Here is a 12173-nt window from a genome sequence, read left to right as displayed (position 1 = left end):
TTATTCCGTCCGCTGTACGATTGTGATGGTTTGATACTTTCTTCCATTTCGTCATACACGTACTTAAAAAAGAGTTTCTGTGGCTAAGCAAAAAAATAAGCTCTCGAAAATACTCAACGCTCGTTACAAGGTAGTTGTGCTGCACGAGGACACATTTGAGGAAAAAGCGGCCTTCCGGGGTAAGTTGTGGTATTGGATCAGTGGTACCCTATCGGCGATTATCGTACTCGTGGTGTTTACGATTGTCCTCATCCGGTCCACACCATTGCGCGAGTATGTGATTGGGGATTCGCTTAGCAGTTACGAACGTACCGCACTGCTAGACACTTACGCGCGCATCGACTCAATGGAGCAAATAGCCCGAGCACAGGAACAGTATCTCAACAACATCAAACAGGTCATTAGTGGTGATGTCGGCGAAACTGAGGCAGAAGCGAATGAGGGACGCTCGGTAAATGATGTCGCGGGGCCCTCCGCATCTGGAGTGTCCGATGTGGGCCTCTCGGAAGACGAGTTGGCCTTACGCGAGCTGGTGGAGTCTGGCGCCCCTTACGACCTCCCTGAAAACCCCGGCCCTGCCCGTACGGGAATCTCATCCTATACGTTCTATAGTCCAATTAAGGGGATTATCAGTTCGAGTTTCAATGCCCGCGAACAACATTACGCGGTGGATATTGCGGTGAAACAGAACGAACCAGTGCGCTCCACCCTCAGTGGCCATGTGGTTTTTGCGTCTTATACGCCTGAAACTGGCTATGTGGTCATTGTGCAGCACGGCAATAATTTGCTATCGCTGTATAAGCACTGTGCTTCAATTATCAAAAAAGTTGGTAGCTTTGTACGTGGTGGTGAAGTGATTGCATTTGCCGGAAATACGGGATCGCTGACAACGGGCCCACATCTTCATTTCGAGCTATGGTACAACGGTAATCCGGTAAATCCCACTGACTACATCGCTTTTTGAAACATTTACCTGAGCATTATAGCATGTTTACAAACAAGAAAATCAACAAACTACCGGAGGCAAGGAGTAGCAGTTTTAACTTAATTGCCAATGGCACCGAGATTACGGGGGATATCTCTACTGTGGGAGACCTGCGTATCGATGGCCGCATCACCGGCAACGTCTCTTGCACCGCCAAATTGGTCATCGGCGACGGCGGCGACATCACCGGGAACGTCACCTGCTATTCAGGCGAGATTTCAGGCACAGTACAAGGGCAGGTTATCGCTAAAGAAATCCTCCAACTCAATCAATCGGCATTAATACAGGGAGATATCGAAGCCATGCGGTTTATTGTTGAAGATGGAGCCTCCATCAACGGTCGGTGTACCACGAGCCGGAGCTTAGCGTTACCCGAACATCAGCCCGAGGTGAAACTGATTTCGTATGAACCTTGACATGTCAATGCCTATTAATTAGGCGATGAAACGCAGGTTCCATAGGCCATTAAAGACCAATTTCTTCGAATGAAATCTGCATGAGCTGCTGCTCAAAAATGAACGTGAATAGGAAAGTTCATGTAAGTTTCATTGCCATTTAAACTGCCGAAGGCAGCATGAATGCCTTTAGAGATAAAAAAAGTGATGAATAAACAATTTACTCGGATGAAAAACCGCAAGCGATTACCGACTAAAGGGCTGGGCAAATACGCTTATTTCAGTGGTGTCGGCTTCCAGATGCTGGCTATCATTGGTGTATTCACTTATATTGGGTACCGCATCGACCAATCCCGGGAGGCCGAAACACCAGTTTGGACGGCTCTTTTTGCACTTGTTGGCGTTTGCATCAGTATGTATACAGTGATACGGGCGGTGACAAGCAACAAAAAATAGACCCGTCGAGACAGTGAGCACCAGCCTTTATCCGATAGATACGCGTTACTTTAATAAAAAAAGCCATTATTTTCGGAACGGAAGCGATCACTTACGAGGCGGAAACCGCTACTTCTAGTAGAGAAGCAACCCCTTAAGAAGCGGAAGCGATTGCTCCATGCCGAAACAATCTCTTAAACCCTAAAAAAAGCTAATTATAGCAATGTTACACGGATTTTACGCAATTGATTTGCTTATAGTTTGTAATTAATCTAAATTAGCGGCGTTTTTAAGCGGTCATTGTGAGACAATTGGTTCGATTGATTATTTCAAGAAAAGGTTTGGTCGCTGCATGGGCACTATTGTTGTCTCTGCATGCGTATAGTCAATCGGGCACATTGACTGGTGTAGTGACCGATGAACAAGGAAATACGCTTTCAGGTGCATCGGTGACCCTCAGTGACGAAGTATCGTCGCAAATCACCGACCAGTCTGGAAGGTTTACCTTCTCCAATCTTCCTACGGGCAGCTACACGCTGCGGATAACCCACGTGGGTTATACCAAATATACTGAACAGATCCGGTTCAGCGGCAGGAAAAGCGAGCTCACCATCCAATTATCGCCACAATCCACCATCCTCGAAGACGTCACTGTGGTTGGCAAAAGCGAAACCCAGCAGGTGCGCGAACAGGCTATCCGGGCGGTGGTAGTAGATACGCGGTCCGTAGCCGAACAGCCGACCACTTTGGCCGAATTGATGAACCGATCACCGGGTATACGCATTAGGCAGAGCGGCGGATTGGGGAATGCAGTGGATGTATCAATCAACGGATTTCAGGGAAACGCTGTTCAGTATTTCCGCGATGGTATTCCGCTCGAATACCTAGGCGGTGGCTATGGCATCAACAATGTCCCCATCAATTTGCTCGAACGCGCAGAGGTGTATAAAGGCGTAGTACCCGTATCACTCGGCGGAGACGCCTTGGGAGGTGCGGTAAATTTGGTGACACGGAAGCACTTTGGTACGATGCTCGACATTTCTTATGAAGCTGCATCGTTCAACACCCATATCGCTAACCTATCCGCGTATCACCAAGCGTCGAGCGGCTGGTTCGGAGGTATCGATGCGTTTTACAATTATTCGGACAACGACTACAAAGCTGACGTAGAGGTCGTGAACGAAAATGCAAACCTTGTACCCGCAACGGTACCATTATTCCACAACGGCTACTCACATTACTTTCTAGAAGCTTATGCTGGAGTGCGCAATACTAACTGGACCGATGAGCTCCAATTTTCCTTAGCCCACTACGGTGTTGATAGGGAGTCGCAACATCCGGCCTTGATGACAACTCCCTATGGGGCATTGACCATGCACAATACGGGATGGGTGCCAAGCATACGCTACCGCAAGGGATTCAGCAACTTCGCCCTTGATCAATTCGTGTCGTACAGTGCCATCAACCGAGCGCGGGTGGATACGGTGGGCGGCACGTACAACTGGCACGGCGATTTCACTCCCCACAACGGCGTAGGCGAAAGTCCACGACCGTCATTGTCGGCCATTGATTTTGACAATCTCATCAGCCGAACCAACGTAGCATATGGTATCAGCGAGTCACATAAATTGGATGTCAACGTCATATTCAACCACAATAAGCGAATTGGCACTGACCCTTATGGGCTGCGGTTCGCTGGAACGGATATCGACATTTTGAGCAAAGAAGCCAGCTACGCAAAAACGATTGCTGGCATATCTTGGGAATCGAAGTGGCTAAGCGAGCGGCTAGTTAATCAATTGACTGCAAAGTTTTTCCATTTCAAGACCCGTGGCATCAATGGGTTTATGGCAAATGCGACCGACTTGAACGATTATACAACTTCGGAAAAAAGTAATTGGGGCATCGGCAATGCCATAAAATACACCATTGGCGACCATCACCTACTGCGGGCATCATTCGAACTGACCAATCGGTTGCCACGGGAAAACGAACTATTCGGCGATAACGATACCCGTGCCCCCAACTTTGACCTGGAACCCGAAAGGAGTTTCAATATCAGTCTCGGCTACCGCTACCAAGCACCGCAGCTTTCTGCTGAAATCGGCACCTTCTATCGCAAAACCAAGGGCATGATTATGCTCATACCTGTACAGCCACCCTTTGCGCAATACCAAAACCTAGACAGCATACGCGGGTATGGTGTAGATATCGATATCAATTACCAAATTGGCCAAGTGGTGCAACTGAACGCCAATGCCACATGGCAGGACAACCGGATGGTCGATATCGGCGACGGCCTGCACCAATGGATTGAAGGCACGCGGCTAAGGAACACGCCTTATTTTTTCACCAACGCAGGTGCGGTAGTCAATTTCACGGATATCCTATCGGCCAGCGACCGACTGAAGCCCTATGTTTATTGGAATTTTATCCGCGAATTCTACCTCAACCACATACCGAGAGATGCCGAGCCAGATGGATTCCTCGGCCTCTTCGGTAAGGCCAAGGTACCTGTAACCAACGTGGTGCCCAACCAGCACCTGCTCAGCGCCGGTTTCAATTACTTCTTGGCTAGCCAGCCGGTCTCCATCGGGCTAGAAGTGAAGAACGTCGCCGATAGCAAATTATACGATTACTATAAAATCCAGCGGCCCGGCCGCAGTTTCCATGTAAAAATTAATTACCATTTAACAAAAAAGCGATAACAAAATGAAAAAGCAATTTCTTCGCGCTGCAACTGCGCTCTTTACCGTGGCAGCCTTATTTACTGCCTGCACTAAGGACGACCCAGCCCCTGGCCAGGATGGCGATACCAAATATGTGTTGATTACCTTGTCTGACCGCGTAAGCGGTAACAAGGCCGGCTACATCAGTGCCTTTGACGAGATGCCGACCGGAACGATTTCCAATGCGACGGCCGGATCGCTGGAAGGCCAGGGCATGGGTGGCTGGCGCACATACGGCAACAACATTTACAAAATGTTCCGTACGGCTGACTACGCAACAGGAATCGAGAAAATAAATGTCGCAGCAGATGGTACCGTGACCACAGGCCAATTCATCAGCTCCAAAGATCCCTCGGCGGCCGCGAAGTACTTTGGTACGGGCAATTTCGTAATCAAAGACGATAACACTGGTTATTACTGGGATGCTGCAGAACCCACAAAAATCCAGAAATTCAATCCCACTACGATGACGGCAAGTTTGGGCTCAATCGACCTAACTGCTGTGGTGAATGAGCGCGGCACCGATGAGGAAGGAATCAAATTCCGTTCTGCTGGACAAAAATTCCTCGCCATAAAAGGTAATAAGCTCTACGCTAACCTAACTTACGCTAAGAACGACGCTAGCCAAGTTGGGTTCTTCGACGATTTTTATCCGGACGTCTACATCGCAGTGATCGACCTTGAGAACGAAACGTATGAAAAAACCATTTCTATCAAGAACACGGGTAGCATCGCATACATCAATGAGAACCATATGTATGACTATGATACGAATGGTGACTTATATATTGTTTGCCAAGGCCGGAGTTCAATTGGCGGCCAGTCAAAAATTATTCGAATCAAAGCGAATGAGACGGATATAGATGGTACCTGGGAATTAGACTATATCAGCGATTTCACCGATGATTACAATGGAAAGTTTGTGGGCGTATTTGCTAAAGATGGCAAACTGATTCTGACTGTAAATACGGAACCATTGACGGGAAGCAACATCAACTCCGCAAATATCTGGAAATTTTACTCCGTTGATATCGCGTCCAAAGACTTCACCGAAATTACAGGTGTACCGGTAGGCACAAACCCAGGTGCCGCAATGGCCGCTGTTGAAATAGACGGAAAAGTACTGTTGAGAGGGTCGACGGTGGACGGAGCAAACGGCTATTACCAATACAATCCTACTAACCACTCCGCTACATTGGCATTCAGCGTAAATGTAGGTGGCGCCGTATCCGGTTTCCATAAAATTGAGGTTCAGTAATGATCAAAAGGGGTATATATACGTTATTCACGGGCTGCTTACCACTGTTAGGTACAGCCCAACATACGCTCACGGTAAATGTGAGTGGCGTTCCGCCATCGCATGCCGACGACCCCATTTATATCACCGGCAACTTCAACAGCTGGAATCCGGCGGAAGAACACCTTGTTTTAGAAAAACACGCTGATGGCTCCTATGGCATCAGCGTGTTATTGAAAGACGTGCCTAGCGACCGGCTCGAATTCAAATTCACCCGCGGTGATTGGAAAACTTCCGAATGTACGGCCGATGGCTGGTTGGTTGGCCCGAGGCTAGCCAAACTAAACCGCGATACGACCATTACATGCCTCATTGATGGCTGGCGCGATGATTTTCCGGCATCCACGGCATCCAGTAATGTGCATGTACTGGATTCGGCATTTTATATACCGCAATTAGACAGGCACCGCAAAATCTGGATATACCTGCCCGAAGATTACGAAACTTCCAGCGAACGGTATCCGGTACTGTACATGCACGACGGGCAACACCTCTTTGATGAAGCGACCTCACAGGGCCGTATAGGACCTATCGAATGGGGAGTGGATGAGGTGGTCGATGCCGCAGCAACCAAATGCATCGTCGTGGCCATCAATCACCAGGCTGACTACAAAGACCGCGTACCGGAATTCTACTTCCTGCCAAACGAGGACAACCCCACCGTGGAAGGCCCCCAATACCTTGCTTTCATTGCGGAAACCCTTAAGCCTTACGTAGATGCCCACTATCGGACATTGCCCGGCAAAGCACATACCGCGCTGGCAGGCAGCTCGATGGGCGGTCTCATCACCTTTTATGGGGGTTTGGCATACCCTGAAATCTTTGGCGCCGTGGGCATCTTCTCTCCTTCCATCTGGTTGGATCACGGCAACATCGAAAACGAACTGACTACACTGACAAACATAGCAAACATCCATACGCAACGGTACTACTTCTATGCCGGCACGAGCGAAAATCGACGCAAACCCGACGGCACGTTCGTGCACATGAATACCGACGTACAACGGGCAATCGGCCTACTGCGCAAAGCCGCCGATCCCCAAATCGAACTGTCGGTACGTGAGGAAGGGAGACATGGCGCACTTTATTGGCGCGAAGCATTCCCAGCCTTTTATCAATGGTTTATAGCAGGTGCCCAAAAGGCTGTTTATTAACACTATGTTTTATTAATTTAAATTGATATGCAATATTCCAAATTCAATCAACTGCTTCCTAGAGCCACAGCACTGGCTTTAGCCGCTGCCGCCAGTGTAGGCTTGTCATATGCCCAAACCCTTGCAACGTCGGCCAAGGTAGGCAAAGGGCTTTACGAAATCGTGGTAGACCACAACGACGGTCACATATATGTGGCCTCAATAGGCCAACAGGACATACTTGGACCCTACATCTACAAGCTTAATCCGCAAACGTTGGATGCCGTCGACAGCATCGCACTGGGCGACACACCCGGCTTTGGTCTAGGTATCAACCAGAAGACCCGAACACTCTATACCTCCAATACAAGGTCCAATTCCGTTCACGCCATTGATATAAAAACCGGTAAATTACTGGCTACAATCAGCAACGGCGCAGAAAAAAGCCACACGCGGGAAATTGTCGTAGACGAAAAGAACAACAAGGTGTATGTATCCGACGTAGGAGACCCGAGTACGATCTGGGTAATTGACGGGAAAGCGAACCAGTACCTGTATTCCTTGGAGAACGCCGGTAAAACGGCAACCGGCTTAGCCATCGACGGCAAAAAAGGATTACTTTACGTTACTGCCATGGGCGACAATGAAGTACTCGTGTACAATACCAAGACCCGCGAAAAAGTAAAATCCTTCCCCTCAGGCTCGGAAAGTCCAATCAATATCACATTCGACAAAAAGGGTAACCGTCTGTTTATCACTGATTCGAAAAACAGCGTGCTTACTGCCTTGAATGCGACAACAGGCGAGCTATTGCAAAAAATAACCGTGGGTGAAAACCCCATTGGGGTAAGCTTCGATGCGAAGCACAACCGGATTTACACTGCCAATAGGCAAGGCAAATCGCTTACGGTTGTAGACGGGAAAACGTACGCGGTCATCAAAGACATACCCACCGATGGGCTTTCAAATACCGTAGCCGTAAACCCGAAAACCGGCGCTGCCTACGTAACCAACAAACAGGTAGGTACCCGCGTGCGGGAAGGGCAGACACCCCCCACCCCACTGCCAAACGGCGACACGGTAAGTTTGATAACGCCGTAAATAATCAAGCAATTCATATATTATATTGTTGACTTTTAACTTAAAAAAAGCCATGAACACAAGAAATAGCCTTCAAAAACTAACTGCTGTCGCATTTGCAGCAATCGGCGTGGTCGGCATCGCCGCCAATGATGCGCTGGCCCAAGAGCTGGTAAAGACCGAAAAAATCAGCTCCAATTCCAACGTGTACCAACCTGCCTTTAACCCGAAAGACGGCTTCGTATATGTATCAGCCGCCCATGGACAAGGAAATACCGGCAAGGTATACAAGATTGACGCCAAAACCCTGCAAACCGTCGACAGCATTGCGGTGCCCGAATCAGCACCAATGGGCATCGGTATCAGCGTGAATACGCAAACCTTATATACTACCAACAGCCGGTCGGGTATTGTTACCGCCATCAATTTGAAAACGGGCGAGCAGACGCATATCACCACGGGCAATGAGGGCCAAGCGCCCCGCGAAATCCGCGTGGATGAAAAACGCAACCTCGTATACGCCAGCAGCGTGCGCGGTGGTGGTCTTTGGGTCATCGACGCCAAGACCAACAAGTTCGTGAAATTCTACGGCGACCTAGGCGGTGCCATCACAGGTCATTACATCGATGAAAAAAACAATGTCATCTACGCTACTGCCATGCGCGATAACGAGGTTGTTGTGGTAGACGGCGCGACGGGCAAGGTGCTGAAGAAATTTGCGGCTCACGGCGAGCGCCCCACTAATGTACACCACGATACGAAAAACAAACGGTTGTACGTAGCCAACCAAGCAACCGAAAATATCACCGTGCTGGATGCCGAAACGGGCGAGCTCATCAAAGCCATCCCCACCGGCAAGGGTGCATTGGGTGTAAACCATGATCCAAAGCGCGGAAAGATCTACGTCGCGAACCGTCATGGACGTACGGTAAACGTAATTGACGACAAATCGCTTGAAGTGATCAAGACATTTGAAATCGGCGCTTTGCCTAATACCGTAGCCATCAACCATAAAACAGGCGATGTTTACGTAACTAATAAACAGGCTGTGAGCGAACGCGGGGAAAACGCACCCGAACCGGTACCAGCCCCGAATGCAGACTCCATCAGTTTGATTAAGCTTTAAACCATGGGAAAACATCCAATAACGTTAAAAGCGGCAGCCCTCCTTGTAGGGGTTGCCTGCTTTTTACAACTTCAGGCTCAGCCCATCACCGTTACCGATGTAGTCGGCCGAGAAGTGACTATCCCACAGCCGGCAAAACGGGTTATCCTCGGTGAAGGGCGCCAACTAATTACCCTCAGCCTGCTCGTGCCAGACCCGGTAGCGATTACCGCAGGTTGGACGGGCGACTTTGCTAAGTCGGGTGGATTGCTATATGAGGATTACCGCAAGCACTTCCCCGCGCTGGACAACATACCTCTTATTGGTACCTCGGGTAAAGAAACGGTCTCTACCGAACAGATTATTTCATTAAAACCCGATCTGGCCATATTTGGTGCCGGCTCGCATGGACCCGATGCTAAATCCGCGGACATCATCCGCCAATTAGAAGCCGCAGGCATCCCCATCGTATTTATCGACTTCCGGCTCCACCCCTTCAAAAACACGGTACCGAGCATGGAACTACTGGGCAAGGTGCTGGGGCGGGAAACACAAGCAAATGCTTTCGTGGAATTCTATAACCGGCGGATGAACCACATCCAAGGTACATTAGCCAGACACAAGGACTTGAAAAGACCCAAGGTGTACATGGAGATGATTCGTGGTGCTGTACCTCCAGGTTCGCCAGGCAAAGGCAACCTGGGTGAGTATATCGAATTTGTCGGCGGCAATAACATCGGCACCATCCTGCCGGGTGAGGTGGGTACGCTGAACATGGAATATGTCATCAGTGAGCAGCCCGATGTCTACATTGCAACGGGAATCGCTACGCCCGGCGAAGAAGGGCTTGTGATCGGCCAAAATGTGTTCACCTACCAAACACAGGAAAGCCTTGCCAAGTTGGCAACACGCCCTGTGGTCAGCCCGCTCAGTGCCATCAAAGAAAACAGAGTTTACGCCATGTGGCATCTTTTCTACGACTCCCCGCTTAATATCGCTGCTGTCGAAGCCCTAGCTAAATGGACACACCCCGAGTTATTCGGTAAGTTGAAACCGCACGGGGTACTTAAAGAAATAAACGAAAGATTTTTGGCTGTACCGCTTAAAGGTGTTTACTTTGCGGAATTGAAACCATAGGGAGTAAGATTTGTATCCATCAACCGCGGTCATTGAAAAAGGGTATCGCAAACAATTTATTAAACGCGGAACATTACTGGCCACACTGGCTGTAGCCACTGTTCTGTCCTTTCTCGTTGACATCGCTGTTGGCCCATCGACACTCGAATTCGCCGGTGTATTGCAGGCTATTTTTTCGCCGGAAAGCGTTGACCTCTCCACCCGGGTAATCGTTTGGGAAGTCCGGATGCCCTATGCCATCATGGCATTATTGGTGGGCGCTGCCCTATCGCTGGCCGGATGCGAGATGCAGACCATCATGAATAACGCCATGGCTAGCCCGTTTACACTGGGCGTATCTGCCGCAGCGTCGTTTGGTGCCGCGCTGGCCATCGTAATCGGGTTCAGCATACCCGGGGCCAGTGGCGACTGGATGATTGTCGTCAACGCTTTTCTGTTCGCCTTCGGGGCAACGCTCCTATTGCAGGCGTTGTCTTCGTTGCGCGGCACAGGCCCCGAAGGCTTGGTGCTTTTCGGCATTGCACTGGTGTTCCTGTTCAATGCATTCACAGGCATCATGCAGTACCTAGCCAGTGCCGAAGCCTTGCAACAGTTTATTTTCTGGAGCCTTGGCTCGTTGACGAAAGCGAATTGGGACAATATCCCACTCCTCTTCGGATTGTTCGCTGTAATCGCCCCATTTTCATTGGCATCGGCATGGCAGCTCACGGCATTGCGACTCGGTGAGGAAAGTGCCCGAAGTTTCGGCGTTGCTGTGAAACGGCTGCGCTTCCTTTCCTTGATACGTATCAGTTTACTCACAGCGGGAGCCACCGCTTTCGTAGGTACCATCGGGTTCATCGGCTTGGTAGGTCCACATATCGCTAAGCTGCTTATCGGCGAAGACCATCGGTTTTCACTCCCCGCAAGTATTTTATCGGGAGCCCTGATCATGTCATTGGCATCGATTATCAGCAAGGCTATCCTATCGGGCGCCATCGTGCCTGTGGGCATTGTGACCTCACTGATCGGCGTACCCGTATTTGTAGCTTTGATTTTGAACAAAAGAAGACGTTAGGAGGACCGGCGCATGGCAACACTCCAAGTTAACGATATCCATACGGGCTACCCCAAGAAAAAGGTGATTGATGGCCTCACGCTCCCACCATTGGTAAGCGGTGAAGTAACCGTGCTTACGGGCCCCAATGCGGCGGGCAAATCAACGCTGCTACGGGCAATAGCCGGTCTATTGCATGCCCGTGGGTCCGTTCGGTACGAAGGACACGAGCTAACCACACTTTCTCCCCAAAAACGGGCATTGTATGTCAGCTTTATGCCGCAGAGCGTGCCAACCGACATCAACCTCTCGGTGATGGAGGCCGTTATCAGTGCCCTGAAAGCGTCGCCCCTTGATGCCGCAACAGTTAATAACGAACACCTTCACCACCGTGCCATCTCGGTACTGGAGCGTATCGGGATAGCCCACCTCGCCCTTGAGCCCCTTAACCAACTGTCCGGCGGCCAGCGGCAGATGGCTAGCCTAGCACGGAGTGTAGTGCGCGAACCACACATCCTGCTGCTGGATGAACCGACGAGTGCGCTCGATCTGCGGCATCAATTGAAGGTGATGCGTTTGGCCCGTTCGTTTGCCCAAGACGGGCGTATCGTCGTGATGGTCTTACACGATCTTAATCTGGCCATGCGCTGGGCAGATCGAGTGGTGGTGATGCATCACGGTGAGCTTGTGAGTCAAGGCGCCCCTACAGAAGCAATTACACCGGCAGTTATCGAATCGGTTTACGGCGTACGTGTTCGCGTAGAAGATTGCAGCCAGGGCCAGCCGAACCTGATCGTGGATGGGGAGTGCTGAAAAACAACCGAACAAAAAAAGGGGATGC

At 50.0% G+C, this 12173-nt stretch carries 11 protein-coding genes; all 11 read left to right on the top strand.

Annotated elements, in window-relative coordinates; genetic code table 11:
* The first annotated feature begins 79 nt into the window (after nt 1-79).
* The 11 genes from VNQ80_RS11115 to VNQ80_RS11065 all read left to right on the top strand — a co-directional run bounded on the left by VNQ80_RS11115 (nt 80) and on the right by VNQ80_RS11065 (nt 12145).
* Nucleotides 80-964 carry a M23 family metallopeptidase gene (locus VNQ80_RS11115; protein ID WP_325638506.1) on the top strand — a complete coding sequence of 295 codons (885 nt, stop codon included), beginning with the start codon at nt 80-82 and terminating at the stop codon, nt 962-964.
* A 23-nt stretch (nt 965-987) separates the two neighbouring features.
* The gene (locus tag VNQ80_RS11110; RefSeq protein ID WP_325638504.1) at nt 988-1401 is read left to right on the top strand and encodes a polymer-forming cytoskeletal protein; all 414 of its coding nucleotides are present in this window, start codon (nt 988-990) and stop codon (nt 1399-1401) included.
* Nucleotides 1402-1587: 186 nt separating this feature from the next.
* Nucleotides 1588-1836, top strand: a complete 249-nt coding sequence (locus VNQ80_RS11105) for an AtpZ/AtpI family protein (RefSeq protein ID WP_325638502.1) — start codon at nt 1588-1590, stop codon at nt 1834-1836.
* Nucleotides 1837-2117: 281 nt separating this feature from the next.
* Nucleotides 2118-4523: a TonB-dependent receptor gene (locus VNQ80_RS11100; RefSeq protein ID WP_325638500.1), complete on the top strand. Its 2406-nt coding sequence runs from the start codon at nt 2118-2120 to the stop codon at nt 4521-4523.
* Nucleotides 4524-4527: 4 nt separating this feature from the next.
* The gene (locus VNQ80_RS11095) at nt 4528-5802 is read left to right on the top strand and encodes a hypothetical protein (protein ID WP_325638498.1); all 1275 of its coding nucleotides are present in this window, start codon (nt 4528-4530) and stop codon (nt 5800-5802) included.
* A complete protein-coding gene (locus VNQ80_RS11090) occupies nt 5802-6995 on the top strand; it encodes an alpha/beta hydrolase (protein ID WP_325638496.1) in 1194 nt (397 codons plus the stop codon). Before VNQ80_RS11095 ends, VNQ80_RS11090 begins: the two co-directional genes overlap by 1 nt.
* A 27-nt stretch (nt 6996-7022) precedes the next feature.
* Nucleotides 7023-8075 carry a YncE family protein gene (locus tag VNQ80_RS11085; protein WP_325638494.1) on the top strand — a complete coding sequence of 351 codons (1053 nt, stop codon included), beginning with the start codon at nt 7023-7025 and terminating at the stop codon, nt 8073-8075.
* Between the two features lie 52 nt (nt 8076-8127).
* On the top strand, nt 8128-9180 hold the full coding sequence (locus VNQ80_RS11080) for a YncE family protein (protein ID WP_325638492.1): 1053 nt from the start codon (nt 8128-8130) through the stop codon (nt 9178-9180).
* Between the two features lie 3 nt (nt 9181-9183).
* The gene (locus VNQ80_RS11075) at nt 9184-10296 is read left to right on the top strand and encodes an ABC transporter substrate-binding protein (RefSeq protein WP_325638490.1); all 1113 of its coding nucleotides are present in this window, start codon (nt 9184-9186) and stop codon (nt 10294-10296) included.
* Nucleotides 10297-10306: 10 nt separating this feature from the next.
* Complete coding sequence (locus VNQ80_RS11070) at nt 10307-11353, top strand: iron ABC transporter permease (protein ID WP_325638489.1); 1047 nt, start codon at nt 10307-10309, stop codon at nt 11351-11353.
* 12 nt (nt 11354-11365) lie between these two features.
* On the top strand, nt 11366-12145 hold the full coding sequence (locus VNQ80_RS11065; protein ID WP_325638487.1) for an ABC transporter ATP-binding protein: 780 nt from the start codon (nt 11366-11368) through the stop codon (nt 12143-12145).
* The last annotated feature ends 28 nt before the right edge of the window (nt 12146-12173 follow it).

It is taken from the genome of Parapedobacter sp. (assembly GCF_035556095.1).
Classification (GTDB): domain Bacteria; phylum Bacteroidota; class Bacteroidia; order Sphingobacteriales; family Sphingobacteriaceae; genus Parapedobacter.
The sequence above is the reverse complement of the archived record's forward strand: the minus strand, read 5'-3'. Positions and strand labels throughout refer to the sequence as shown.

What these genes read in the sequence shown, in the direction of transcription:
- VNQ80_RS11110 (WP_325638504.1), top strand. Translation starts at nt 988, where the DNA reads ATGTTTACAAACAAGAAAATCAACAAACTACCGGAGGCAAGGAGTAGC.
- VNQ80_RS11105 (WP_325638502.1), top strand. Translation starts at nt 1,588, where the DNA reads ATGAATAAACAATTTACTCGGATGAAAAACCGCAAGCGATTACCGACT.
- VNQ80_RS11095 (WP_325638498.1), top strand. Translation starts at nt 4,528, where the DNA reads ATGAAAAAGCAATTTCTTCGCGCTGCAACTGCGCTCTTTACCGTGGCA.
- VNQ80_RS11090 (WP_325638496.1), top strand. Translation starts at nt 5,802, where the DNA reads ATGATCAAAAGGGGTATATATACGTTATTCACGGGCTGCTTACCACTG.
- VNQ80_RS11085 (WP_325638494.1), top strand. Translation starts at nt 7,023, where the DNA reads ATGCAATATTCCAAATTCAATCAACTGCTTCCTAGAGCCACAGCACTG.
- VNQ80_RS11080 (WP_325638492.1), top strand. Translation starts at nt 8,128, where the DNA reads ATGAACACAAGAAATAGCCTTCAAAAACTAACTGCTGTCGCATTTGCA.
- VNQ80_RS11075 (WP_325638490.1), top strand. Translation starts at nt 9,184, where the DNA reads ATGGGAAAACATCCAATAACGTTAAAAGCGGCAGCCCTCCTTGTAGGG.
- VNQ80_RS11065 (WP_325638487.1), top strand. Translation starts at nt 11,366, where the DNA reads ATGGCAACACTCCAAGTTAACGATATCCATACGGGCTACCCCAAGAAA.